Genomic DNA, 25624 nt, shown 5'->3' with positions numbered 1-25624 from the left:
TCTCATTCGGGCGTGACCTGGACACCCTCGAGCAACTGGGCCGTCGCCGTGTAGACGTCGGCGCCACCCTCGGCGACCTCGGCCGCCAGCTCCGCCAGCCCCGGGTGGGCGCGCAGCGCGCTCTGCGCCAGGGACAGGATCTGCAGCCGGGCCCGGGCCGCGCGCCGACCCGCATCGTCGGTCCGGTGGTGGGCATCGATGGCGCCGACCAGTTCATCGATCCCGGTGTTCTCGGCGGCGATGATCTTCAGCACCGGCATCCCGGTTTCGATGTGCAGGTCCCGCGCCGTCTGGTCGGCGCCCTCGCGGTCGGCCTTGTTGACGACGATGATGTCGGCGACCTCCAGCAGCCCGGCCTTGGCTGCCTGAACCGCGTCGCCGGCACCGGGGTTGAGGATGGCCACCGTCGGGTCGGCCACGGCGGCGATCTCCACCTCGGACTGCCCGACACCGACCGTCTCGAGCACGACGATGTCGTAGGCCAGGGCGGCCAGCAGCCGGATCGCCGCGGGCACCGCGGCCGACAGGCCACCGAGATGTCCGCGGGTGGCGACCGAGCGGATGAGCACGTCGGGGTCGTTGATGTGGGCGGCCATCCGGATCCGGTCACCCAGCAGCGCTCCCCCGCTGTACGGCGAGGACGGGTCCACCGCCAGCACGGCCACCCGCATCCCGCGGGCCCGGTAGGCGGCGACCAGCACGGCGACGGTGGTGGACTTGCCCGCACCGGGCGGACCGGTGATCCCGACGGTGCGCACCGGCTGTGGGTCCAGCGCGGCGAGCACCTCGCCCCGGCGGTCACTTTCGACCAGGGTCAACAGCTTGCCGACGGCCCGTTGCGATCCGCTCCGGGCGGCGGTCAGGAGCTCGTGAATATCCATCGAGACAGACCTTAGGGCGAGACCTCGATGACCGTGGCCGAACCCATGCCACCACCGGCACACATGGCCGCCACCCCGATACCGCCACCGCGCCTGCGCAATTCGTGCACCAGCGTCACGATCATCCGGGCGCCGGTGGCCGCGACGGGGTGACCCAGCGAGCAGCCACTGCCGCTCACGTTGACCTTCTCCGGGTCCAGGTCGAGCAGTTTGACGGTGGCCACACACATCGCCGCGAACGCCTCGTTGATCTCGAACAGGTCCACATCCGAGATCGAAAGACCGGCACGGCCAAGCGCTTTGGTGATCGCCTCGACCGGCGCCAGGCCGGTGAACGCCGGGTCGACACCCACCGAGGCCCAGGCCCGGATGGTGCCCAGGGCAGGCAGGCCGAGCCGGTCGCTGGCGATGGCCAGCGCGGCGGCCCCGTCGTTGGCACCGCCGGCGTTGCCCGCGGTGATCGAGAAGCCCTCGATCTCGGGGTGCAGCACCTTGAGCGAGGCGAGCTTCTCCAGCGTGCTGTCCCGGCGGGGGTGTTCATCGGTGTCGAACAGCCCGTGCGGGGTGTCGATCGGCACGATCTCTTCCTTGAACCGGCCTGCGTCGATCGCGGCGATGGCCTTGCGGTGCGAACCCAGCGCCCACTCGTCCATCTCCTCGCGGGTGACGCCCGCCTTCACCGCGGCGTTCCAGCCGACGGTGATCGACATGTCCATGTTGGGCGCGTCCGGCCGGTCCGGATGGGTGGGCGGGAACCAGGGCTGAAATTCCTCGCCGACCTGCCGGATGAACCGCGGCGAGGTGGACGCCGAGTTCACCCCGCCGGCGATGACCAGCTCGTCCATGCCGGCCATGATGCCGGCGGCGCCCGCCTGCACGGAGGCCTGACTGGCGGCGCAGTGCCGGTTCAGGGCCAGACCGGGCACCGTGGTGAGACCGGCGGTGATGGCGGCGTGCCGGGCGATGACGCCACCGCCGTAGAGGCCTTCCCCGAGCAGGATGTCGTCTACCTGCCTGCCGTCGAGGTCGGCGGCCACCGCACCGACGATGTGGTCGGCCAGCGTGTACGCGTCGGTGTCGCGCAGGGTGCCTTTTTTGGCGGTGCCGATGGGCGCGCGGACGGCGGAGACGATGACGGCTTCAGGCATGGGAATCTCGTTTCAATCCGGTATGAGAATGTTATTCTCTCAAGTTGAGAGTGTCAGTTGCAAGAAGGGAAACCACATGCAGATCGCCGGAAGTTCCGCGCTCGTCGTCGGTGGCGCGGGAGGCCTGGGGGAAGCGACCGTCCGCCGTCTGCACGCCGCAGGCGCCAAGGTCGTCGTCGCCGACATGGCCGATGACAAGGGCCTGGCGCTGGAGAAAGAGCTCGGTATCCGCTACATCCAGACCGACGCCACCTCCGAGGAGTCCGTCAACGCGGCGATCGCCGAAGCCGAAGCGCTTGCCCCGCTGCGCATCTCGGTGGACACCCACGGCGGCCCGGCCGCCGGTGGCCGGCTGATCGGCAAGGACGGCTCGCCGCTGAGCCTCGAGGGCTTCGAAAAGACGGTCAAGTTCTACCTGACGGCGGTGTTCAACGTGCTGCGCCTGACGGCCGCCGCCATCGCGCGCACGGAGCCGCTGGAAGAGGGCGCCCGCGGCGTCATCGTCAACACCGCGTCGATCGCCGGCTACGAGGGTCAGATCGGCCAGTTGCCCTACGCCGCCGCCAAGGGCGGAGTGCTGGGCATGACTCTGGTCGCCGCCCGTGACCTGTCCCCGCTGGGCATTCGCGTCGTCACCATCGCCCCCGGCACCATCAACACCCCGGCGTACGGCCAGAACGCCGACAAGCTGGAGCAGTACTGGGCCCCGCAGATTCCGTTCCCCAAGCGGATGGGCCGCTCGACCGAGTACGCCCAGCTGGCGCAGAGCATCATCGAGAACGACTACCTCAACGGCGAGATCATCCGCCTCGACGGGGCGCTGCGGTTCCCACCCCGGTGAGCCTGAGCCTGCACGGGAAGACCGCGTTCGTCGCCGGCGCCAGCCGCGGCATCGGCGCCACCATCGCTCACGCGCTGGCCGCGGCGGGTGCCTCGGTGGCGGTGGCCGCCCGCTCCGAGGAACAGGGCAGGCTGCCCGGCACCATCGGGTCGGTGGCGGCCTCGATCACCGACGCCGGCGGCCGCGCACTGGCCGTACCCTGTGACGTCACCTCCGAAGATTCGGTCAATGACGCTGTCGCCACGACGGTTTCGGAGTTCGGCGGCATCGACATCCTGGTGGCGAACGCCGGCGTGCTGTGGCTGGGCCCCATCGAGTCGACGCCGTTGAAGCGCTGGCAGCTGTGCCTGGACGTCAACCTCACCGGGGTGTTCCTGGTGACCAAGGCGGTCATTCCGCACGTCCGCGCCCGCGGTGGCGGATCGCTGCTGGCGATCACCACCACCGGGGTGGGCATGCCGGGCGCCAATGCGTACTGGGTGTCCAAGGCCGCAGCCGAACGCCTCTATCTCGGACTCGCCGATGACCTGCGCGACGACAACATCGCGGTCAACTGCCTGAGCCCGTCGCGGGTGGTCCTTACCGAGGGCTGGCAGGCCGGTGGCATGGGCATCGAGATCCCACAGGAGATGGTGGAGCCGCCCGAGGCGATGGGGGCGGCGGCGGTCCTGCTGGCCGGTCAGAACGCCGGCGGGATCACCGGCACGGTGCAGCGCTCCGAGGAATTGATCACGGGCTGACGGCGTACTGCTCGCGCAACACCCGGCGCAACACCTTGCCCGACGGTAGCCGCGGAATGTCTTCGACGAACACCACCCGCCGCGGCTTCTTGTACGACGCAAGCCTTTCCCCGACCCAGTCGACGAGCTCGGTCTCCGAAACCCCGTGTGCCGTCACCGCCGCGACGATCGCCTCACCGTCGGCCGCGTCGGGGATCCCGAACACCGCGCAGTCGGCGATCGCGGGATGGGCGTGCAGCGCCGCCTCGACCTCCGCGGGCGCAACCTGGAAGCCGCGCACCTTGATCATCTCCTTGAGCCGGTCGGTGATGTGCAGCCAACCGTCCTCGTCGAGATGGCCGATATCGCCGGTGCGGTACCAGCCGTCGGTGAACGCCGAGGCTGTCTCGGCGGCGGGCAGGTAGCCCGCCATCGCCGAATCCGACCGGACCTCGATCTCCCCGGTGTCCGCGATGCGCACCGCCACCCCGGCCACCGGTTTGCCGACGGTGTCCAGCCGGGCCTCGCCGAGCGGGCAGCACGCGATGACCGGCAGCTCGCTGGCACCGTAGGCCGAAACCCATTGCACGCCAACCCGTTCAGTGACCGCATCGGCGATGCTCTTGGTCACCGGGGTGGCACACCACATGATGTAGCGCAGCGAGGACAGGTCGTAGGACCCCAGCTCGGGGTGTGCGGCGATCGCCAGCGCGATGGGCGCGACCGCCATTTCGATGGTGATCCGGTCACTGTGGATATGGCTGAGCATGGTGTCGATGTCGAATCGGCGATGCAGTCGCATCCACGCTCCTGCCTCGAGGACCGTGGCGATGTTGAGCAGGCCGAGGATGTGCGACGGCGGCGTCATGATCTGCATGCGGTCGGCGGCGGTGAGCCCGAGGGCGTCGCGCCAGTGCCTGATCGCGGTGGCGAACCCGGCGTGAGTGTGCCGGACCGCCTTGGGCATTCCGGTGGTACCGGAGCTGAAAACGAACAGCGCGTCGGCACCGGGCGCCACCGGATCCCACGCCTGGCCGCCTGCCGGGGGGATCGGATCGTCGAGGTGCACCGTCGGCAGCAACTCCGCCAGCAGCGGCTGGTCCCCCACCCCGAGCACCGGTGCGGTCAGTGACAGCGCGTGCGTCACTTCGGCACGCTTCCAGGACGAGCTGATCAAGACGACCGCGGCGCCGATCCGCCAGATGGCCCGCAAAGCGATGACGAACTCGGGCCGATTGGACGACATCATCGCGACCCGGTCCCCGGACCGGACACCGCGCTCCGTCAGGACGCCGGCCATGGCGTCGGCCAGGGCGTCGAGCTCCGCCATGGTGTACTCGCGGTCGTCGAATGCAAGCACGGGCCTCACGCCGACTACCTTATCCGCAAAGGAGAATGATATTCTCCATTTGTCAGAATCATAGCCCCAGGAGAGTGTCATGACGGCAGAACCCGTGCCCGCCGATGAGGTGACGATCCTTTTGGACCGTTCCAGCACGACGGTGACGGTCACCCCGGGCGAAACCTTGCTGGACACCGCCCGCCGCGCCGGACTGACACCGCCGTTTGCGTGCGAAGCCGGCAACTGCGGCACCTGCATCGCCAAGCTCACCGAGGGCAGCGCCGTCATGCGCGTCAACGACGCCCTCGATGACGACGAGGTCGAAGAGGGCTACGTGCTGACCTGCCAGGCGGTTCCGAATCCCGGCAACATCGTCGTCAACTACGACGACGACTGACCCTCGAATACCGGCGCCGGCCGGTACTCCGGCTCGAAGCCCTCGACCTTGATCGGGCTGCCCACCAACCGGAAGTCGCCGGCCTGCACCACTATCTCCGGGGTCTCGGCCAGTGCCTGCGGCAGAGTACGCACCGCGGCAGCGGGAATGCCGAGCGGTTTCAGCCTGGCCTCCCAGTTCGCCGCACTGTCGGTGGCCAGCGCCGCGGACACCACGGCCAAGACCTGATCGCGTGCCGCGGCACGTTCGGCCATGGTGACGAAGCCGTCGATCCCTGCTTCCCCCGCGAACGATTTCCAGAAGCCGTCGTGGGTGATGAACAGCGCGAGATAGCCGTCGGCAGTGGGAAAAAGCTGCGCGGGAACGTAATACGAGTGCGCACCGAACGGGTATCGGCGCGGCTCGGCGCCGTCGTTGAGGTAGGCCGACGCGCGGTAGTTCAGTTGCGAGAGCATGACGTCACGCAGCGACACGTCCACCTGCCCGCCACGGCCGGAAACGATCTGGGCCAGCAGGCCCAGGGCCGCCGTCAGACCGGTGGAGTTGTCGGCCGCCGAATAGCCGGGCAGCGTCGGCGGCGCCTGCGGGTCGCCCGTCATCGCCGCCACTCCGGTGGCAGCCTGGATGACGTAGTCGAAGGCCGGGTCGTCGCCGCCGTGCAGCCCGTAGCCGGTGAGTGCGACGCACACGACCTTCTCGTTGTGCCTGCGCAGGGAGTCGTACGTCAGCCCGAGCTTCTTGATGGCCGACGGCTTCATGTTCACCAGCAACGCATGCGAATCAGCCACCAGCGCCGCAAGTTTCGCCTGCCCGTCGTCCGAACGGAGATCCAGGCAGACGCTGCGCTTGTTGCGGTTGAGGCTGGCGAAGTAGCTGTCGCTGACCTGCCGGGAGATCTCCCCGCCGGGCGGCTCGACCTTGATGACCTCGGCGCCGAGATCGGCCAGCAGCATGGTGGCATACGGGCCGGCCAGCATCACCCCGACCTCGATGATGCGGATTCCGGAGAGCGGACCTGTCATGACGCCGAGGCTACGGAATGGCGGTGTCGATGAATCACCGCACCTGCTTGGCAAGCTCGGCGATCACCTCACGCGTGCGGTACTTCGACGCGATCAGCTCGTCACGATTGTCGCCGATCGGCAGCAGCCGCACCGACAGGTCGGTGACACCGGCATCGGCGAACTGCTTGAACCGCTTGAGGATCGACTCTTCATCACCCGCGGCGAGCAGATCGCCCACATCGCGGGCATCTCCCCGGTCGAGCAACTTCTGATAGTTGGGCGAGGTCTCGGCCTCGGCCAGGACACGGTTGGCCCGGTCCTTGGCCTCCTCGATCTCGGAGTTGGCGCACAGGGTGACCGGGATGCCGGCCACGATGCGCGGCGCGGGTTTGCCTGCCTCTGCGGCGGCCTTGTTGATCTTCGGCGCAATGTGCTCGCCGATCGCCTTCTCGTCGGCCATCCACAGCGAGGTGCCGTCGGCGTGCTCGCCGGCGATCTGCAACATCACCGGGCCCAGCGCGGATACCAGCACCGGCATCGGAGTGTCGGCTCCGAGCACGGTCGGGTTGTGCACCGTGAACGAATCATTCTCGACGTCAACGTCTCCGGGCCCGGCGATGGCGGCACGCAGCACCTGCAGATAGTCGCGGGTGTAGGCGGCCGGCTTCTCATAGGGCAGGCCCAGCATGTCGCGGACGATCCAGTGGTGCGACGGCCCGACACCCAGCACCAACCGGCCCGCCGAGATGGCGTGCACCGACAGCGCCTGGCGGGCCAGCGCGATCGGGTGTTGCGCCTGCAGGGGCACCACTGCAGTGCCGAGTTCGATGCGCGAGGTGTTCGACGCCATCAGCGCGACCATGGTGAGCAGGTCGAAGTCGTTGGGCACCTGCGGCATCCACGCGCTGTCCAACCCGGCCGACTCGGCCCACTGGATATCGGACACCAGTTTGGAGACCTTGCGCGCCATGTCGCCGCGCTCGGCCCCGATCATCACGCCTAGACGCATCTCAGCTCGCCTTTTCCGTCAGTGCCCGCACCTCGGTGACGAGGGCTTCCAGCCCGGTCCCGGTCGGGAACACGGCCGCCGCACCGGCGTCGAGCAACTTCTGCACATCGCCCAGCGGGATGGTCCCGCCGACGACGACCGCGATATCGCCGGCGTCGGCCGCGCGCAGGGCATCCACCGTGCGGGCCGTCAGCGCGACGTGCGCCCCGGACAGAATCGAAAGCCCCACCAGCGCAACGTCTTCCTGCAGCGCGATGGAGACGATGTCCTCGATGCGCTGACGGATACCGGTGTAGATGACCTCGAACCCGGCGTCACGCAGGGTGCGGGCGACGATCTTGGCGCCCCGGTCGTGGCCGTCCAGGCCGGGCTTGGCCACCAGAACTCTTGTCGCCATGTCAGAACACCACCGGCTGCTGGAACTCGCCCCACACGGCCTTGAGCGCGGCCACCATCTCACCGACGGTGCAGTACGCGTTGGCGCAGTCGATCAGCTTGTGCATCAGGTTGTCGTCCCCCTCGGCGGACCTGGACAGTTGGGCCAGCGCTTCTTTCACGGCGATCGGATCGCGTTCGGCCTTCACCCTGGCGAGGCGCTTGAGCTGCAGATCGCGGCCCGCGGCATCCAATTCGTAGGTGGCCAGGTCGGGTGCGGGCTCGTCGACGACGAACTTGTTCACCCCGACCACCGGCCGCTCACCGGATTCGACTTCCTGGTGGATCTTGTAGGCCTCGTCGGCGATCAGACCCTGCAGGTAACCGTCCTCGATGCAGCGCACCATGCCGCCGTGCGCTTCGAGGTCGGCCATGATCTCGACGATCTTGGCTTCGGTGGCATCGGTGAGGGCTTCGACGAAATACGAACCACCCAGGGGGTCGGCCACTTTGGCGACACCGGTTTCGTACGCCAGGATCTGCTGGGTCCGCAGGGCCAGCGTCGCGGACTCCTCGCTGGGCAGTGCGAACGGCTCATCCCATGCGGCGGTGAACATCGACTGCACGCCACCGAGCACGGAGGCCAGCGCCTCATACGCCACCCGCACCAGGTTGTTCTGGGCCTGCGGGGCATAGAGCGAGGCGCCGCCGGACACGCAACCGAACCGGAACATCGCGGCCTTGTCGGTGGTGGCGCCGTAACGCTCCCGCACGATGGTGGCCCAACGACGACGCCCCGCACGGTATTTGGCGATCTCCTCGAAGAAGTCGCCGTGGGTGTAGAAGAAGAAGGAGATCTGCGGGGCGAACTTGTCGATGCTCATCCGGCCGCGCTCGACGACGGTGTCGCAGTAGGTGACGCCGTCGGCGAGGGTGAAGGCCATCTCCTGGACGGCGTTGGCGCCGGCATCGCGGAAGTGTGCACCGGCCACCGAGATGGCGTTGAAGCGCGGCACTTCGGCCGCGCAGAACTCGATGGTGTCGGCGATGAGTCGCAGCGACGGCGTCGGCGGCCAGATCCAGGTGCCGCGGGACGCGTATTCCTTGAGGATGTCGTTCTGGATGGTGCCGGTCAGCTTCTCCCGCGGCACGCCCTTCTTCTCCGCAGCGGCCACGTAGAACGCGAGCAGGATGGCGGCGGTGCCGTTGATGGTGAAACTGGTGCTGATCTTGTCCAGCGGAATGCTGTCGAACAGGATCTCGGCATCGGCCAGGGTGTCGACCGCGACGCCGACCCGGCCGACCTCTTCGCCGTATTCCGGATCGTCGGAGTCATAGCCGCACTGCGTCGGCAGGTCCAGCGCGACGGACAGACCCGTGCCGCCCTGGCCCAGCAGGTAGCGGTACCGCTGATTGGACTCCTCGGCGGTACCGAAGCCCGAATACTGGCGGAAGGTCCACGTCTTTCCGCGGTATCCCGACGCGAAGTTGCCGCGCGTGAAGGGATACTCGCCAGGCGCGGGTGGCTCACCGGCGCGGTCACCCGGTCCGTAGACGGGCGCCAGCGGGATGCCAGATGGGGTCTCTACCCGGGGAACAACTTGCTCGCTCATCAGTGGATAACGTACTTGCAAAAAATGAGAATGCCAATACCGCACGCGGAAAACATGCACGGTGCAGCCTTATCGACCCCCCGCGCACGGCGTTCGGGCACCCCCGAACCACCCCCCGCCAGACCGTCGTGCCTGTACATGCACGATTATGGGACTTGCTGAAAATGAGAATGCCAATACCATCTAGAAGTAGAGAGCCAGGGAGGCACATGTCCAGCGCAGACCGTCCACTAGCTGACCGCACACTGGTGGTGTCCGGCGGCAGCCGCGGCATCGGCCTGGCCATTGCGCTCGGCGCGGCCAAGCAGGGCGCCAATGTCGTGCTGCTGGCCAAGACCGCCGAGCCCCATCCCAAGCTGCCCGGCACCGTGTACACCGCGGTGGCCGACGTCGAGGCCGTCGGCGCCAAGGCCGTCGCGGTGGTCGGTGACGTCCGCAAGGAAGAAGACGTGCAGCGCGCGATCGACACCGCGGTGCAGAACTTCGGCGGCGTCGACATCGTCATCAACAATGCGAGCGCCATAGCGACGGAAGCCACCGAGCAGCTGTCGGCCAAGAAGTTCGACCTGATGATGGACATCAACGTGCGCGGCACGTTCCTGCTCACCAAGGCCGCACTGCCGCACCTGAAGAAGTCACCGAACGCTCACGTGATCACGCTGGCTCCCCCGCTGAACCTGAATCCCTACTGGTTGGGCGCCCACCCGACCTACACGGTGAGCAAGTACGGCATGACGCTGCTGTCGCTGGGCTGGGCAGCTGAGTATGCGGATACCAACATCGGCTTCAGCTGCCTGTGGCCGCAGACCTACATCGCCACCTCGGCGGTGACCAATCTGGCTGATGGCCAGAACATGGCGTCGTCGTCGCGCAGCCCGGAGATCATGGCCGACGCCGCCGCGCGGATCCTCACCGGCACGGCCAAGGAAGCCAACGGTCAGACCTACATCGACGCCGACGTGCTGACCGCGGCAGGGGTCACCGACCTGTCTGGTTACGGCGGTGGGGATGACCCGATCTGGGATATCTTCGTGGACAAGCCATGAGTATTTCGCTGCTGCTGGAGATGTCGTCGTCGGCCAACCCGGACCGGACTGCGGTCGTGTCGGGCGATCTGCGGCTGACCGCGGAAGAACTGAGCGCGCTCGCCGACGGCGGGGCCGGCGTCGTCGCCGCCTCGGGCGCCGGGCATGTCGCTTACGTCGGCACCGGCGGTGCGCTGTTGCCGCTGCTGCTGTTCTCCGCGGCACGCGCAGACGTCGCCTTCACCCCGCTGAACTACCGGCTCTCCACCGATGGCCTGCGGGCGCTGATCGACCGGTTGCCCGACCCACTGGTGATCGTCGACGACGAATACCGCGACGCCGTCGGTGACGGCTACCGGGTGCTCGGCTCGCAGGATTTCGTCGCCCAGGCACGGACCGCCGAGCCGGCAGCCGAGTTCGCCGATCCCGACGCCGTGGCGGTGGTGCTGTTCACCTCGGGCACCACCTCACAGCCCAAAGCCGTTGAACTGAGCCATAACAACCTCACGAGCTACATCACCGGCACCGTCGAGTTCGACTCGGCCGAGCCCGATGATGCCGCGCTGATCTGCGTGCCGCCCTACCACATCGCCGGTGTCAGTGCGGCGCTGTCGAATCTGTATGCCGGACGAAAGATGGTGTACCTCCCCCACTTCGACGCCCGCGAATGGGTGCGCCTGGTGGCGGCCGAGGGTGTCACCTCGGCCACCGTGGTGCCGACCATGCTGGACCGGATCGTCACCGTCCTGGACACCGAGAGTGTCGGTCTGCCCACCCTGCGCACGCTGGCCTACGGCGGCTCGAAGGTGGCGTTGCCGTTGGTGCGCAAGGCACTTGGATTGCTCCCCGAGGTCGGTTTCGTCAACGCCTACGGCCTGACCGAGACCAGCTCCACCATCGCGGTGCTCACGCCGGACGATCACCGGATCGCCCTCGGGTCGCCCGACGGCGCGCTGGCCAAACGGCTGGGATCGGTCGGTCAGCCGGTGCCCAGCATCGAGGTGCAGATTCGCGGCGAGGACGGCACTGTGCTCGGCCCGAACGAGACCGGCGAGCTCTTCGTCCGCGGCGAGCAGGTGTCCGGCAAGTACACCGGCATCGGCTCGGTGCTCGATGAGCAGGGCTGGTTCCCCACCAAAGACGTTGCCACGCTGGACGAAGACGGCTACCTCTACATCGGCGGGCGTTCGGACGACACCATCATCCGCGGTGGCGAGAACATCGCCCCCGCGGAGATCGAGGATGTGCTCGTCGAGCATCCGCACGTGCGGGACTGCGCCGTCGTCGGCGCCGAAGACGCCGAGTGGGGGCAGATCATCGTCGCCGTCGTCGTACCGGTCGCCGACACCAGCCCCGATCCCGAGGAGTTGCGGTCCTTCGTGCGCAGCCAGCTTCGTGGCTCCCGCACCCCCGACCGCGTGGTCTTCCGCGACGAACTGCCCACCAACGCGACCGGCAAAGTGCTGCGCCGCGAGCTCGTCAGCGAGCTGAATGCATCAAAGGAGCCCGCATGATCAAGAACGGCACCCGTCTGCAGAGCCAGGTGTGCGATACCCAGGTGATCGTGGTGCGCAGCAGCGACAGCCTTGATGACCTGCGCGCCGGCGGCGCCCTGCTGGTGCCCGTCGGTGGCGCCGTGGACGACTCGCTGACGCTGGATGCCGCCCTGTCCGACGGCACCCTGATGGGCAAGCGCTACGTCGACGACTCCGGCGCCGAAGTGCTGGTCACCAAGGCCGGGGCCGGCACGCTGAGTGTCGGCGCCACCCCGCTGAGCATCAAGGAAGCCAAACCGCTGCCCGCCAGCGACTGACTTCGTTGCGACGCGCAGGAGGTCCACGCCCTGGTAGATAGCCCCGCTAAGCTCCGACGATGGCGACCATCAGCAAGTCCCGTTCGCTCGCAATCGTCACCGTGGCGTACGTCATCGCCATCGCGGTGGCGGCGGCCTGGCTGACCTGGGGCCCCAGCGCCGGGCCGCTGTGGCTGGACACCCTGATCGCCGACGTGCTGGCGACGCTGGTGATCTTCGCCTTCAGCCGGGTCTACCGGAACTCCAGCTTCTACGACGCGTACTGGAGCGTGATCCCCCCGCTGCTGCTGTTCTATTGGTGGTACCGCAGCGCACCCGAGGTGGACGCCTTGCGCTGCTGGTTGCTCGCCGTCGTGGTGGTGCTGTGGGCGATCAGGCTGACCGCGAACTGGGTGTACGCCTTCCCGGGGTTGCACCATGAGGACTGGCGCTACCCGATGTTCAAGGAGCGGGCCGGCCGCTGGGAGTTCCTGGCCGACCTGGTGGCCATCCACCTGATTCCGACGTTGCAGGTGTTCCTGGGGATGGTGCCGGTGTACGTCGCGGTGACGCGGCCCGATCCAGGACTGGTCTGGCTGACCTGGATCGCCTATGTGCTGGGCCTGGCGGCCGTGACGCTGGAATTGGTGGCCGATGTGCAGATGCACCGGTTCGTGGCCCAACGGCGGGGCGGGCAGGCGATGGACCAGGGCCTCTGGAGCTGGTCACGACACCCGAATTACTTCGGCGAGTTCAGCTTCTGGGCGGCACTGGCTCTGTTCGGTATTTCTGCGGCACCGGCGGACTGGTGGTGGCTGATCGTGGGCGCGGCGGCAATCCTGGCGATGTTCCTCGGCGCGAGCATCCCGATGATGGAGGAACGCAGCCTGCAACGCAGGCCCTCCTACCAGGAGGTCATCGACCGGGTGTCCCGGTTCGTGCCGCGGCCCCCGCGCCGTTAGACGGTGGGCCCGGGCAGGTCGAGAAGCTCTTCGTGGAAGCCGCCGTATTGCCGGCCGGGTTCGACCAGGTGTACTTCGAGAATCCAGTGACACTCGTTGCCGGATCGGTCTTTTCGGCGCATCGGATGGATGGAGCCGGGTGCGACGTAGGACTCGATCTTGTCGCCGGGGATGTTCTCGTGCGGGAACTGGCCGACGAGGTGGCCCGCGATGGCGCCACCGAAGTGCCAACCGGCGTCGTTGCTGAGCGCCACCACGTGCTCGAAGAGCTGCTCGCCGGTGATGTTGGGAGTTGCGGCGAAGTGGTCGCGGCTGGCATCCCAGATGCGCGGCAGGTCATCGCGCAGCGCGAGCTTGCGTGGATCGTCGCCGAGGACATAGGTGCGGCCGAAGTCGGCTTCCCATTCCTCGAAGATCGGCCCGAGATCCAGGAACACGATGTCGTCGCCGGCAAGAGTGCGGTCCGGCGGGTTGCCGCGCGCCGTCTCCAGCGTGTTCTCGCCGGCCCGCACGATCCGCTTGTGCCAATGCCTGGTCACCCCGAGCAGGTCCTTCGCCAGATCGCGGATCTCGTCGGTCAGTTGCCGCTCGGTGATACCGGGCCGCACCATCCGCCTGCTACCGATCTCGTCGAACAGTGCGGCCGCTTTGTCCTGGGCCTCGAGCAATCTGGTCGCACGGGTGCTTTCCTCCACCACCACAGGTTAGTGACTACCGATCAGCCGGCCCGGACGTTGATCGCCCATGAATACCACGGCGGCGACGCACCCCGGCAGCGGGCTCACGCCAGCTCGGCGTCATCGGCCGACACGTATACCCACGCCCGCCTGCCGGACACCAGCGTCACCTGCACGCGGGTGTAGTCGTCGACCTCGTAGCGGTCGGCCGCCGCGAGTTCGTCATCGGTGAGTTCCAGACACGAGCCGGTCACCCCGTCGTCGGGTCCGCCGGGCCGCAGCACCGGGTGCCGATCCGACCCACTGGCCGCCAGCACCGCGGGGTCGGTGATGGTGACGTAGTCCAGCCGAAAACCCGGTATCGCGTCGTCGGCGGCGGGCACCAGCCGGGCGAACAAGGATGTCTGCACCCCGGGATCCCGAAGCGTGCCATAGGTGAACAGCAGATTCATCCCGTAAAGCTATCCCCACTGATAGGGGAGGAATTTCCCGTCGAAGGTGATGACCACGCGGTCTCCGTTGGGGTCCGGCCGCCGCTGGAACGACACCGCGAAATTGATCGCGCTCATGATGCCGTCCCCGAACTCCTCATGGATCAACTCTTTCAACGCGGCGCCGTACACGTCGACGGCTTCGTGCAGTCGATAGACGGTGGGATCGCTGGACACGCCCGGTTCGGCGATGCGGTACGGCTGCCGCTGCAGGGCCGCCTGCACGTCCGCGTCCAACCCGAGCCGCGCACAGATCGTCGCCGCATCCTCGGCGGTGACGGGGTGCTTGCCCAGCAGCGCGGCAACCGTCCAGACCAGGGGCCGATTGATGGCCTCCGCCAAATCGGCCCAGGTGACACCTTGTGCGATGCGCGCATCGTTGAGCACGCGGCCGGATTCGGTTTTGTCCAAGGGCAGTTGGGACATCGTGCGCCTTCCGTTGTGCTGCGTTCGGTTACGCGACGATTCTTCAGCCTCGCGGCCGGTGCCGCTCAGCGGGCCGTGTTGATGACCAGTTCCGCGACGGCCCGCGCGTCGCGCAACGGGGCGGTGTCGTCGAGCGAGGTGGCCAGCGCGGTGGCGCCGTCCAGGAGTACCGCCAACTGACGCCCCACCGTGGCAGGGTCGCGCACGCCGGCCTCAGCGGCGACCCGGGACAGCCGGTCGATGAAGTCGCGTTTGTGATCGGCGACGATCTGCCGGACCTCCGGCATGTCGTCCGCAGCTTCGACGGCGGCATTGTGAAACGGGCAACCACGAAAGCGGCCGTTGCCTGCGATGTCGAAGATGGAGAGCAAGCGGTCGTGCGCCGGGCCGTCGGCTGCCAGATTCTTCTCCGGCCGGGATCCGCCGGTGCCGATGATGTCGCGCAGGTAGGCGGCGATCAGCGCGTCCTTGCTGGGAAAATGCTGGTAGAGAGTGCGCTTGGACACCTCGGCATGCTCCGCCAGCGCCTCGACGCCGGTGTCATGAATACCGTTGAAGTAGAACAGTTTTCGCGCCGATGCCAGAATCCGCCCCCGCGCGCCGCGGCCGCCACGGGCGACCCGCGGAGCAGTGGACGAGGGGGTGGACATGCCCGAAGTATACCGAACGGTTTACAAGCCGGCCAGACCGTTCTATGGTGGCCTGAGTACAGAACTCTATACCTAGACGAATGGCGCGATATGACCACCGAGACCCGCACCGACGCCCGAGCCGAACGGTTGGCCTGGCTCTACGCCACCGACACCGACCTGCAAGCCGCGCGCCCCTCGGCCGCCGTCGTGCAGGCTGCACGGCGCCCCGGCACCCGCCTTGCCGAGATCTTGCGGATCTACGCCGAGAGCTACGCGGACCGCCCCGCCCTCGGCACCCGTGCCACCTCCGTGGGACAGGACCCGGCCACCGGCCGCACCGAGCAGCGGCTGCTGCAGAGCTTCGAAACCGTCACCTACCGCCAGCTGTGGTCGAACGTGCGAGCCATCGCGGCGGCCTGGAGCGCGGACGAGACATCGGTCCGTGCCGGCGAGTTCGTGGCCACCATCGGCTTCGCAAGTGCGGATTACCTGACCATCGACCTGGTCAGCAACTATCTGGGCCTGGTTGCGGTTCCGCTGCAGCACAATTCGCCGGCATCGCGACTGTTGCCGATCTTCGCCGAAACCGAGCCTCGCGTGCTGGCGGTCAGCGCCGCGTACCTGGACCTGGCGGTGGAATGCGCCGCCGACAGCCCTTCGGTCCGCAGACTGACCGTCTTCGACTACGACGACGCCGTGGACTCCCAACGAGAAGCATTGCAGCAGGCCCGCACTCGCCTGACAGGCAGCGGCGTCACCATCGAGATCCTGTCCGACGTCATCGCTCGGGGCCGGACGCTGCCCATCCCCCGCGGCTACGACGGCGCCGACGATCAGCGGCTGGCCATGATCCTGTACACCTCCGGCAGCACCGGCCTACCCAAGGGCGCGATGTGGACCGAACGCATGCTCTCGATGATGTGGACCAGTGGGTTCGTCGCCGACGCAGACGTGCCGGTGCGCAACGTGAACTTCATGCCGCTGAACCACCTCGGCGGGCGTATCGCCCTGGTGGCCTCGTTCCAGGCCGGTGGCACAAGCTATTTCGTCCCCGAAAGTGATCTGTCCACCCTGTTCGAAGACTGGCAATTGGTCCGGCCCACCCAGCTCGCGGTGGTCCCCCGCGTCGTCGACATGCTGTATCAGCGCTACCAGACCCGCATCGAAAGGCTGCGCGCCGAGGGTGAGACCGCCACTGCGGCCGATGCCCAGACCAGGACCGAGCTTCGCGATCACCTCCTCGGTGGCCGGGTGCTCAACGGATTCGTGGGCACCGCGCCGCTGGCTCCTGAGATGCGGGCGTTCCTCGAAACCACCATCGAGGCACCACTGTTCGACGTCTACGGCCTCACCGAGGTGGGTGGTGTGACCCGCGACGGCGTCATCTCCAGGCCGCCGGTGCTGGACTACAAGTTGATCGACGTACCCGAGCTCGGCTACTTCAGCAGCGACCGCCCCTATCCGCGTGGCGAACTGCTGGTGCGGACCGCCACCGCGACACCGGGTTACTACAAGCGCCCCGACGTCACCGCCGAGGTGTTCGACGCCGACGGCTACTACCGCACCGGCGACGTGATGGCTCAGATCGAGCCCGACCAGCTGGTGTATGTCGACCGCCGCAACAACGTCCTCAAACTCGCCCAAGGCGAGTTCGTCGCGGTTTCCAATCTGGAGGCCGTCTATGCGGGCGCTCCGCTGGTGCGTCAGATCTTCGTGTACGGCAACAGCGAACGATCCTCGCTACTGGCCGTCGTCGTGCCGACTGCCGATGCGTTGGCACGCCATCCCGACCCCGATGACCTCAAGGGCGCCCTGCATGACGCGTTGCGGGTGACGGCTCGCGCCGCCGAACTGCAGTCCTACGAGGTGCCCGCCGACTTCCTGATCGATACCGATCCGTTCACGGCCACCAACGGACTACTGTCCGGCGTCGGAAAGCTGCTGCGGCCCAAGCTGAAAGCGCACTACGGCGAACGCCTCGAACAGCTCTACTCCGAGCTGTCGCAGGCCCGCACCGACGAACTGCGGGTGCTGCGCGAATCGGCCCCCACCCAGCCCGTGCTGCAGACCGTCACCCGTGCCGCGCAGGTACTGCTCGGGCTGCCGGGTGCGGCACCATCAGCCGACGAACACTTCACCGACTTGGGCGGCGACTCGCTGTCGGCGCTGACCTTCTCCAATCTGCTGGGCGAGGTGTTCGGCGTAGAGGTGCCCGTCGGTGTCATCATCGGGCCGTCGGCCGACCTCGCCGCGCTGGCCGATTATGTGGAATCCGAACGCGCCTCGGGCGGCAAGCGCCCCACCGCCACCCTCGTACACGGCGCGGGCGCCACCTCGATCTCGGCGGCGGACCTCACACTCGACAAGTTCCTCGATGACGCGACCTTGGCCGCGGCACCATCGGCGCGGCCGGTCACCAGCCGCGTGCAGACCGTCCTGCTCACCGGCGCGAACGGCTACCTCGGCCGGTTCCTGACCCTGGAGTGGTTACAGCGGTTGTCGGCCACCGGTGGCCGGCTGATAACCCTGCTGCGCGGTGATGACGCCGAAACGGCGCAGCGCCGCCTGGAGCAGGTGTTCGCGTCCGATCCCGCGATGGCACAGGAGTTCCGGCTGCTGGCCGCCGATCATCTCGAGGTGATCCCCGGCGATATCGGCGAGCCGCACTTCGGGCTCGACGAGGCGACGTGGCGCCGACTGGCCCACGAGGTCGATCTCGTCGTCCACCCCGCGGCCCTGGTCAACCATGTGCTCCCCTACGGACAACTGTTCGGCCCCAACGTCGTCGGCACCGCCGAGGTGATCCGTCTTGCGATCAGCGAGCGGATCAAACCGGTGACGTATCTATCGACGGTCGCTGTGGCTATGACGGTGCCCGATTTCATCGAAGACGGGGACATTCGGACGGTCAGCGCCACCCGGTCACTGGACGAGGGATACGCCAACGGATACGCGAACAGCAAGTGGGCGGGCGAGGTCCTGCTCCGTGAGGCCCACGACCTGTGCGGCTTGCCGGTCAGCGTGTTTCGGTCGGATCTGATCCTGGCGCACAGCACGTTCGCCGGTCAGGTCAACATGCCCGACGCATTCACCCGGCTGGTCATCAGCCTGGTGAGCACCGGCCTGGCCCCGCGCACCTTCTACGCCGACGACGGGTCTGGCGAGCGCCCGCGCGCCCATTACGACGGGCTGCCTGCCGATTTCGTCGCCGATGCCATCACCACCATCGGCGGGCACAGCCTGGACGGCTTCGGTTCCTACGACGTGATGAACCCGCACGATGACGGCGTCTCGCTGGACGTCATCGTGGACTGGCTCATCGAGGCGGGCGTCCCCATCACCCGGGTGGACGACCATGCCGAGTGGATCTCCCGGTTCGAGGGCGCGCTGCGGGCACTGCCAGAACAGCAGCGGCAACGCTCCGCATTGGCCCTGCTGGACGCCTACCGGGAACCCGAACGGCCACTGCTCGGCGCGGTGGCACCGACCGCGGTGTTCCGCGAGGCCGTTCGGTCCGCCAAAATCGGCCCGGCACAAGATATTCCACACATCACGGTCGAGCTGATCCGCAAGTACCTGACAGATCTACGGAGGCTGGGCGTGCTCTGACTAGGCGGACTGAATGCCCAGAGTGCGCTGGATATCGGGCTTCATCTGCGCAAGCTGCTGACCCCAGTACTCCCACGAGTGCAGTCCGTTGGGCGGCAGATTGAAGGTGGCGTTCTTGCCGCCCGCGGCAACGTAGGCCTGCTGGAAAGCCTGATTGCTCTGCAGCGTCAGCCCTTCCAGGACCCCGGCGCCCGGATTGGCCTGCGCCGTCGCGGGAGCCAGGTCGCCGGGAGTGCCGTTGCCGCAGTAGATCCAGACCCGGGTGCCGTTGGCGACGAGTTCGGGGATGTGCAGCGACGGATCGTTGCGCCGCCAGGCCGGGTCGATCGGCGGACCCCACATGTCGGTGGCGCGGAAGCCGCCGGCGTCGTTCATGGCCACTCCGACCAGGGTGGGCCACCAGCCCTGGGACAGGTTCAAGAAGCCGGACAGCGATCCGGCGTAGACGAACCGGTCCGGGTGATAGATCGCGAAGGTCAGCGCGGGCGCACCGCCCATCGAGAGTCCGACCACCGCGTTGCCGGTCGGGTTGACGCCCTTGTTCGCGGACAGCCACGCGGGCAGTTCGTCGGTGAGGAACGTTTCCCATTTGTAGGTCTGGGTGCCGCCGTTGCCGACGGCTGGTTGGTACCAGTCGGTGTAGAAGCTGGACTGGCCGCCCACCGGCATCACCACCGACAGCCCCGATTGGTAGTACCACTCGAAGGCCGGGGTGTTGATGTCCCAGCCGTTGAAGTCGTCCTGGGCGCGCAGCCCGTCGAGCAGGTACAGCGCCTGCGGGCCACCGGGCTGGAACTGCACCCGGATGTCGCGTCCCATCGCGGCCGACGGCACGGTCAGGTACTCCACGGGCAGGCCCGGCCGGGAGTGCGCCGCCGCGGTACCGGCTCCGGCAAACATGACCACCGTGGCCGACAGCAGCGTAGCGGCCAAAATGCTTGCAGCCCAGCACATCAGTCGTTTCTTCACTACCCTCACCCCGTGACGTCCGTCCTCTTTTGACCGTTCACCTACCCTATGATCCAGTCGCGCCAAACCTTCGGGGGCGCCGGAGTGCCGCTTCTCACATCCGCCAGGTGGATGTGGCCGGCGAAATAATCCGGGCCACGACGTCCTTGTCTTCAGTCATGGAGCACTTCACCTTCGGCCGTAACAACGGACTGCGCGCCTCGGCGCTGGCGCTCGGCGCAGGTAACTTCGGAACCCGCTGGGGCTACGGCGCCGAGGAGGATGTCGCCCGCGCCATCGTCGACCGCTTCGCCGACGCCGGCGGCACGTTCATCGACACGGCGGCCACCTATCAGGTCGGCGAGTCCGAGGAGATCCTCGGCCGGGTACTCGCCGGCCGGCGGGACGAGTTCACGCTGGCCACGAAGTTCGCCGTCGGCGGGACCGCCGAGGGCAGCGGCGTGCTGCAGACCGGCAACGGCCGCCGGGCCATGATCCGGTCCGTGGAAGCCAGCCTGCGCCGCCTCGACACGGACTACGTGGACCTGCTGTGGGTGCACTGGCCCGACTTCGTCACCCCGATCGAGGAGATCGTCCGCGCCTTCGACGACTTGATCTCATCCGGCAAGGTGCTCTACGCGGGTCTGTCCAACTTCCCGGCATGGCTGACCGCACGCGGCGTCACGTTGGCCGAAGTCCGTGGGTGGGCGCCGGTGGCCGCGGTGCAGATCGAGTACAGCTTGGTCGAACGCAGCGCCGATCGGGACAACCTGCCGATGGCCGAGGCGCTGGGTATCGGCGCCGCGCTGTGGTCACCGTTGGGCGGCGGCCTGCTGACGGGCAAGTACCGCGACGGGGCGGCCGGCCGGCTGACAGCCTGGAATCGCGTGATCCATACCGAGGACGGCCCCACCAAAGCCGCAATCGTCGACGCCGTCCTGGCCGTCGCCGACGAACTCGGCGTGCCGGCCGCCCGCGTGGCCGTGGCGTGGCTGGCCGAGCGTGCACGCCGCTCGACGACCGGGGTGGTACCGATCATCGGTCCCCGCACCACAGAGCAGCTCGACGACTACCTGGCCGCCCTCGACGTCGATCTCGGCGATCATTACGAGCGGTTGGACGACGTGAGCCGTATTCCGCTCGGTCAGCCGCATGAGCAGGACGCCGAGCAGCTGCCGGTCACCCTTGGCGGTGAGGGTTTCCGTGTGCGGTGACCATCAGTCGTAGATCACGTCCAGTCCTCTGCGCCTGAGGTCCTCAAGACCGTCCCGCATGGTCTGGATCTGCTCCTCGGAATGACCTGTCCAGCCTTCTACTTCGCCGATTATCCGCACCGGTTCGCGCGAGCGGAAGGAGCGGGTCGGATTGCCGGGCAGTTTCTTGTCGGTCACGTTCGGGTCATCCTCCAGGTCCCCCTGCGGATCGACTACGTAGATGCGTCCGCGGCCCGCACCGGGCGCCAACTCGGCTCCCCACGCCGCCGCATCCAGCGTCTGCGTCACGTACACGTGATTCATCACGCGCCCCTGCTGATAGTTGGACTCGCGGCCCGGTACCAACAGATCGCCCACTGCGAGATCGGCTTTGGTGCCGTGCAGGTAGGCGCCCGATTCGTGAACCTCGAACGGTCGTGGTGATTCCGGCACATCAACTCCTGATCGTCGTCACTCGTTGCTTCGACGGGGAATTGTGGCAGCGGTAGGGGGTCTTGCGGCAAGACCCCCTTGCGGACTTACAGTGGAGGTGGAAAGCCTTATCGTCCTCGACCCGACCCGATCGCGGATACAACGGCGACGTTGGCTCGCTGGCACATTTCGAGCGCGCTTCAGATCAACGTGAAGGCCATCAACAAATCCGAGAACATGCGTCGGGCGGCGCCGTCACGTACCGGCGAACGGGATGACCATCGACAGGATGTCCCGGACCGGCTCTGGCAACGAATCTTGATGTAACAGAACGGCACTGACAAAACTGAATACAAACACCAGCACGGCGGCAGCGACGAATACCACCGAACTCGTCGTACGCCAGCGCGCCGCTGCCTGATTCCGAAGATTCGCGTCCCGCGATCGGCCGGCGCGGCGCCGGCGGGCCGGGCTGGACCGGGATCGAGATGTGCCCGCACGACTCCGAGGGCCGACTGCGAGATCATGTTCAGTCGCCGGATCTGTGGCGTCTAGACCGTCCGCGATCCGTCGATTCGACGACATCTGGACTCCGCGCCGCGGTGTCATCGTGACTCCTATCCGTCCCGCGATGGCGCGGGCGATCAACTCATGGTCAGGTAGGCGAGGCTGCCGATACCGGCGATCAGGCAGTAGATCGCAAACGGGGTCAACGTCCGCGTCTCGAAATACTTGGTGAGAAAGCGAAGCGCGAGGTATGCGCAGATGAAGGCGGCAATGCTGCCCGCGATGATCTGGCCGTGAATGCCCGCACCGAGCGGACCGAAGAGATCCGGAACCTTCAGCACACCGGCGGCCAGGATGACCGGAGTGGCAAGCAGGAAAGAAAACCGGGCCGCGTCCTCATGGGACAACCCCCGCAGGAGGCCGGCCACCATGGTGACACCGGATCGGCTTATGCCCGGCAGCAGAGCAAGCACCTGGGCCGAGCCGATCATCAGACCGCGAGCCATGCTCATGCTTGCCAGCCGTTGATCTGGCGCCGCCAACACCTTCGTGTCGCCGGCAGCGGCGGTCTCCGCCTCGACGGTCGAGGGTTGCGCTGTGCGAGCCAGACGCCGGCGAAGTGCTTCACCGCCCAACAGGATCAACCCATTGGCAATCAGGAAGCCGGCTGCTGGGATGGGCCGCCCCAAGACAGTGCGAAACACATGTTCAAGCAGCAGACCAGCGACGCCCACCGGGATGGTCGCCACCACGATGAGCCAGGCGAGGCGCTCAGGCGGGGTCGAGATTCGGCGGTGCCGGATCGAACTGACAAAGCCGCCGACAATCGCCAGCCAGTCCCGCCAGAAAAACAGCAGCAGAGCCAACGCGGTCGCCACGTGCAGACCGACGATGAACGCCAGATACGGTGATTCCGGTGTCGAAACAGTCAAATCCCGGGCCCATTGCCCGCCGATCAGTGCGGGTATCAACACCGAGTGACCGAGGCTGGACACCGGAAACAGTTCGGTGATGCCTTGCAAGGCGCCGACGACGACGGCCTCGAGGTAACTCAGGCCAGGAACCATGAAGCGTCCTTCCGCTCTGCATCTGTTGGCTTCGTGTCCGCCGCGATCAGAACCGCTGTCGCTGCTGCCACGACTGTGTGCGCACGCGACCAGCGGACGGCCGTTCCGACGCTGGGCACCAACGTAAGGAGAGTTAGCTGAAGCCCCGCTGAAGAAGTCCCCCCGGCTTGCCGTGAGCTGCGACACTCGACGGGATTCCTCGTCGTCACACCCGCCGAATCGGCACCGATTACGGCAGCATCCGGTAGCCGGCGCCGCGCACGGTCTCGATGCTGTTCTCGTCGAAGGGAACGTCGATCTTGCGACGCAGATTGCGGATGTACACCTCGACGATGTTCTCCGGGCCCTCGAAGTGCTGATCCCAGACGTTCTGCACGATCTCGGTTTTCGTGACCACGGTGTCCTTATTGCGCATCAGGTACTCGAGCACGCTGAACTCCCTTGGCGTCAAGGCGATGACAGCGTCCCCCCGCTGCACGACTCTGCTGGAAGGGTCGAGCGTGATGGCGCCGGCTGCCAGTACGACGGGGCGTTGCGGGGCGCCGCGGCGCACCAACGCGTGCAGGCGTGCGAGCAGGACCCTGAAGTGAAAGGGTTTGGTGAGGTAGTCGTCGGCGCCGAGTTCGAACGCATCGGTTTCGTCGTATTCGCCGTCTTTGGCGGTCAGCATCAGAACCGGCGTCCAGACGTTGCGAGACCGCAGCTGCCGCAGCACCTCATAGCCGCTCAGTCCGGGCAGCATGATGTCCAGCACGATGACGTCGAAATCGTCCTCGGTGCCGTGCCACAGCCCGTCGGTACCATTGGATGCAGCGACCACGACCACACCTGCGGCGCGCAGGCCCTTCATCAGGGCCACTGCCAACCGCGCCTCGTCTTCGACCAAAAGGACTCGCATCCTCGCCAACGCCTCCCCCGTCGTGAACACCACTCCTCGACGGCACACCGCCGGCACATCCCTACATCTCATGACAGCATGCCGCGCTGACGGGCAGCGTCTTTTCAGCGTCTCCTCAGCACCTGGCCTCCACGCTGAGCCATGCGCGCCGTACTGCCAATCCACAGAACCGACTTCCTTCAGCCGCGTGGACGCCTAAGGTCCACGGGCGTGGATCGCAATGTTGACGCCCCAGCCGCGGAAGAGCCCCGCGGCCAGCGCAGGTCGTGGCAGCTGATCCGTCCCGTCAACTGGGGTATCTCGACGCGCTCGGCGATGGTGTCGGCGACCGTCGTGCTCGTGGCCGTCCTTGCCGCGGGGACCGGTTTGGTCGTGGTGCTCTATCAATCGCTGCTGCGCGGTATCGACGACGCCGCCGCCGGACGCGTCCACGACATCGTGGAGGCTTTGGATTTCGACACCACGGCCGACCTCGACAGCGCACTGTTGGCTACCGACCAACGGATCGCGGGAGTCCAGATCATCGCGGCCGACGGCACGGTGGCCTTCCGCTCGGACGGCGCCCCCGATACCCCTCTGCTGCCGGTCAGTGCGTTCTCGACGACCATCCGGAACGGTGTTCCCGATGATGCCTCGCCTGACAACGATATGCGCATCAGCGGACAGACCGCCGTCACAGCCACCGGCCGCTACACCGTAATCGTCGGCGGCGGAAGCGAATCGGCGGAAGCGACAGTTGCCACCGTGGCCATGCTGTTGGCCATCGCCGCTCCTGCGATCAGCGCCGTGGCCGGCGTGGTGAGCTTCCGATTGACCAAACGTTCGCTGCGATCCGTGGAGGCGATCAGATCCCGGGTATCGGAGATCACGGCTGCCGAACTCGCCGAACGGGTACCAGTACCGGCACAGAACGACGAGATCTCAGCACTGGCCCGCACGATGAACGCGATGCTCGCGCGCATCGAAGCAGCCCACGCGGCTCAGCGCCGCTTCGTCGGCGACGCATCGCACGAGCTGCGCAGTCCCCTGGCCACCATCATCACCGCCCTGGATGTGGCTCAGGACTACCCGGAGACCCTCGATGACGAACTACGCAGCGGGACGCTCGTCCCAGAAGCGCGCCGGATGCAGGCGTTGGTGAACGACCTCTTGCTGCTGGCCAAGGCCGACGAAGGCGCACTCCCACTGCACCGCGACACCATCGATGTGGACGCGCTGGCAGAAGCAGAAGCGATCCGGCTCCGCCGCGACACCGATCTCGCCGTCGTGCTCTCGATTGAAGAGACAACGATCACCGGCGACATGAACGGGGTGTCCCGGGTGATCCGTAACCTCGTGGACAACGCCGCACACCATGCATCGTCGTTGATCGGTATCGACGTCCATCGCCACGGTACGTCGGTGACGCTCGTCGTCGCCGACGACGGGCCTGGTATCCCCGAAACGGACCGGGCACGGGTTTTCGACCGGTTCGTCAGGCTGGACACCGACCGCTCGCGCGACGGCGGCGGAACCGGTCTGGGCTTGCCGATCGTCGCCGAGATCGTCAACGCCCACGGAGGGTCGGTGACCATCGATGAACGCCCTGGCGGAGGAACCCGAGTCACGGTAGTTCTGCCGACCGGGCCCATCTGAG

At 67.1% G+C, this 25624-nt stretch carries 24 protein-coding genes and 1 pseudogene; 10 read left to right on the top strand and 15 right to left on the bottom strand.

Features of this window, described 5'->3' with window-relative positions; all coding sequences use genetic code 11:
- Positions 1–2: 2 nt before the first annotated feature.
- Together meaB and AC1DY7_RS22840 are read right to left on the bottom strand one after the other, a co-directional pair.
- Positions 3–881, bottom strand: coding sequence for a methylmalonyl Co-A mutase-associated GTPase MeaB (gene meaB, locus AC1DY7_RS22845; RefSeq protein ID WP_477496003.1), 879 nt, complete (start codon positions 879–881; stop codon positions 3–5).
- An 11-nt stretch (positions 882–892) separates the two neighbouring features.
- On the bottom strand, positions 893–2029 hold the full coding sequence (locus AC1DY7_RS22840; RefSeq protein WP_477496002.1) for a thiolase family protein: 1137 nt from the start codon (positions 2027–2029) through the stop codon (positions 893–895).
- A gap of 76 nt (positions 2030–2105) precedes the next feature.
- On the opposite strand from AC1DY7_RS22840, the gene AC1DY7_RS22835 reads away from it, so the two are divergent.
- Both AC1DY7_RS22835 and AC1DY7_RS22830 read left to right on the top strand, forming a co-directional pair.
- Positions 2106–2870, top strand: coding sequence for an SDR family NAD(P)-dependent oxidoreductase (locus AC1DY7_RS22835; protein WP_477496001.1), 765 nt, complete (start codon positions 2106–2108; stop codon positions 2868–2870).
- A gap of 2 nt (positions 2871–2872) precedes the next feature.
- Complete coding sequence (locus AC1DY7_RS22830) at positions 2873–3610, top strand: SDR family NAD(P)-dependent oxidoreductase (protein WP_477496094.1); 738 nt, start codon at positions 2873–2875, stop codon at positions 3608–3610.
- Here AC1DY7_RS22830 and AC1DY7_RS22825 read toward each other — a convergent pair.
- Positions 3600–4919: a class I adenylate-forming enzyme family protein gene (locus AC1DY7_RS22825; RefSeq protein WP_477496093.1), complete on the bottom strand. Its 1320-nt coding sequence runs from the start codon at positions 4917–4919 to the stop codon at positions 3600–3602. The two genes, AC1DY7_RS22830 and AC1DY7_RS22825, sit on opposite strands and share 11 nt — an antisense overlap.
- Positions 4920–5028: 109 nt before the next feature.
- On the opposite strand from AC1DY7_RS22825, the gene AC1DY7_RS22820 reads away from it, so the two are divergent.
- A complete protein-coding gene (locus AC1DY7_RS22820) occupies positions 5029–5328 on the top strand; it encodes a 2Fe-2S iron-sulfur cluster-binding protein (protein ID WP_477496000.1) in 300 nt (99 codons plus the stop codon).
- Here AC1DY7_RS22820 and AC1DY7_RS22815 read toward each other — a convergent pair.
- From AC1DY7_RS22815 to AC1DY7_RS22800, 4 genes are read right to left on the bottom strand one after another with little or no spacing between them, the layout of a single operon-like run.
- Positions 5313–6350 (bottom strand): CaiB/BaiF CoA transferase family protein, encoded by a 1038-nt coding sequence (locus AC1DY7_RS22815; protein WP_477495999.1) that lies wholly within the window; start codon positions 6348–6350, stop codon positions 5313–5315. The two genes, AC1DY7_RS22820 and AC1DY7_RS22815, sit on opposite strands and share 16 nt — an antisense overlap.
- A gap of 34 nt (positions 6351–6384) precedes the next feature.
- Positions 6385–7341: an LLM class F420-dependent oxidoreductase gene (locus AC1DY7_RS22810; RefSeq protein ID WP_477495998.1), complete on the bottom strand. Its 957-nt coding sequence runs from the start codon at positions 7339–7341 to the stop codon at positions 6385–6387.
- 1 nt (position 7342) lies between these two features.
- Complete coding sequence (locus AC1DY7_RS22805) at positions 7343–7738, bottom strand: cobalamin B12-binding domain-containing protein (RefSeq protein WP_477495997.1); 396 nt, start codon at positions 7736–7738, stop codon at positions 7343–7345.
- Position 7739: 1 nt separating this feature from the next.
- Complete coding sequence (locus tag AC1DY7_RS22800; protein ID WP_477495996.1) at positions 7740–9329, bottom strand: methylmalonyl-CoA mutase family protein; 1590 nt, start codon at positions 9327–9329, stop codon at positions 7740–7742.
- Between the two features lie 209 nt (positions 9330–9538).
- On the opposite strand from AC1DY7_RS22800, the gene AC1DY7_RS22795 reads away from it, so the two are divergent.
- Genes AC1DY7_RS22795 through AC1DY7_RS22780 form a run of 4 tightly spaced genes read left to right on the top strand, consistent with a single transcriptional unit; the run spans position 9539 to position 13108 of the window.
- Positions 9539–10375 carry an SDR family oxidoreductase gene (locus AC1DY7_RS22795; protein ID WP_477495995.1) on the top strand — a complete coding sequence of 279 codons (837 nt, stop codon included), beginning with the start codon at positions 9539–9541 and terminating at the stop codon, positions 10373–10375.
- Positions 10372–11868, top strand: coding sequence for a class I adenylate-forming enzyme family protein (locus tag AC1DY7_RS22790; RefSeq protein WP_477495994.1), 1497 nt, complete (start codon positions 10372–10374; stop codon positions 11866–11868). Before AC1DY7_RS22795 ends, AC1DY7_RS22790 begins: the two co-directional genes overlap by 4 nt.
- On the top strand, positions 11865–12167 hold the full coding sequence (locus tag AC1DY7_RS22785; RefSeq protein ID WP_477495993.1) for a hypothetical protein: 303 nt from the start codon (positions 11865–11867) through the stop codon (positions 12165–12167). Before AC1DY7_RS22790 ends, AC1DY7_RS22785 begins: the two co-directional genes overlap by 4 nt.
- 59 nt (positions 12168–12226) lie before the next feature.
- Positions 12227–13108 (top strand): DUF1295 domain-containing protein, encoded by an 882-nt coding sequence (locus AC1DY7_RS22780; RefSeq protein ID WP_477495992.1) that lies wholly within the window; start codon positions 12227–12229, stop codon positions 13106–13108.
- On the opposite strand, the gene AC1DY7_RS22775 is transcribed toward AC1DY7_RS22780, so the two are convergent.
- From AC1DY7_RS22775 to AC1DY7_RS22760, 4 genes are all read right to left on the bottom strand, one after another.
- Positions 13105–13803 carry a M24 family metallopeptidase gene (locus AC1DY7_RS22775; RefSeq protein ID WP_477495991.1) on the bottom strand — a complete coding sequence of 233 codons (699 nt, stop codon included), beginning with the start codon at positions 13801–13803 and terminating at the stop codon, positions 13105–13107. The genes AC1DY7_RS22780 and AC1DY7_RS22775 overlap by 4 nt on opposite strands.
- Positions 13804–13889: 86 nt before the next feature.
- Entirely contained in the window at positions 13890–14237 is a 348-nt protein-coding gene (locus AC1DY7_RS22770; RefSeq protein ID WP_477495990.1) for a gamma-glutamylcyclotransferase family protein, read from the bottom strand.
- A 9-nt stretch (positions 14238–14246) separates the two neighbouring features.
- Complete coding sequence (cynS, locus tag AC1DY7_RS22765; protein ID WP_477495989.1) at positions 14247–14702, bottom strand: cyanase; 456 nt, start codon at positions 14700–14702, stop codon at positions 14247–14249.
- 65 nt (positions 14703–14767) lie between these two features.
- The gene (locus AC1DY7_RS22760) at positions 14768–15352 is read right to left on the bottom strand and encodes a TetR/AcrR family transcriptional regulator (RefSeq protein WP_477495988.1); all 585 of its coding nucleotides are present in this window, start codon (positions 15350–15352) and stop codon (positions 14768–14770) included.
- A 90-nt stretch (positions 15353–15442) separates the two neighbouring features.
- Here AC1DY7_RS22760 and car point away from each other — a divergent pair, with 90 nt between their 5' ends.
- Positions 15443–18943, top strand: coding sequence for a carboxylic acid reductase (gene car, locus AC1DY7_RS22755; RefSeq protein WP_477495987.1), 3501 nt, complete (start codon positions 15443–15445; stop codon positions 18941–18943).
- Here the strand turns inward: car and AC1DY7_RS22750 are convergent, their stop codons facing one another.
- Entirely contained in the window at positions 18944–19897 is a 954-nt protein-coding gene (locus AC1DY7_RS22750; protein ID WP_477496092.1) for an esterase family protein, read from the bottom strand.
- 173 nt (positions 19898–20070) lie between these two features.
- Here AC1DY7_RS22750 and AC1DY7_RS22745 point away from each other — a divergent pair, with 173 nt between their 5' ends.
- A complete protein-coding gene (locus AC1DY7_RS22745; RefSeq protein WP_477495986.1) occupies positions 20071–21105 on the top strand; it encodes an aldo/keto reductase in 1035 nt (344 codons plus the stop codon).
- Between the two features lie 3 nt (positions 21106–21108).
- Here the strand turns inward: AC1DY7_RS22745 and arr are convergent, their stop codons facing one another.
- The 3 genes and pseudogenes from arr to AC1DY7_RS22730 form a co-directional block, all read right to left on the bottom strand.
- Positions 21109–21537, bottom strand: a complete 429-nt coding sequence (gene arr / locus AC1DY7_RS22740; protein WP_477495985.1) for an NAD(+)--rifampin ADP-ribosyltransferase — start codon at positions 21535–21537, stop codon at positions 21109–21111.
- 623 nt (positions 21538–22160) lie between these two features.
- Positions 22161–23087, bottom strand: a pseudogene (locus AC1DY7_RS22735) (undecaprenyl-diphosphate phosphatase); the annotation flags it as partial.
- Positions 23088–23319: 232 nt separating this feature from the next.
- Positions 23320–23988 (bottom strand): response regulator transcription factor, encoded by a 669-nt coding sequence (locus AC1DY7_RS22730; RefSeq protein ID WP_477495984.1) that lies wholly within the window; start codon positions 23986–23988, stop codon positions 23320–23322.
- Between the two features lie 315 nt (positions 23989–24303).
- On the opposite strand from AC1DY7_RS22730, the gene AC1DY7_RS22725 reads away from it, so the two are divergent.
- Complete coding sequence (locus AC1DY7_RS22725) at positions 24304–25623, top strand: sensor histidine kinase (protein ID WP_477496091.1); 1320 nt, start codon at positions 24304–24306, stop codon at positions 25621–25623.
- Position 25624 lies beyond the last annotated feature (1 nt).

Source organism: Mycobacterium sp. P2_H7, assembly GCF_056403275.1.
This window is presented reverse-complemented; position numbering and strand designations above follow the sequence as displayed.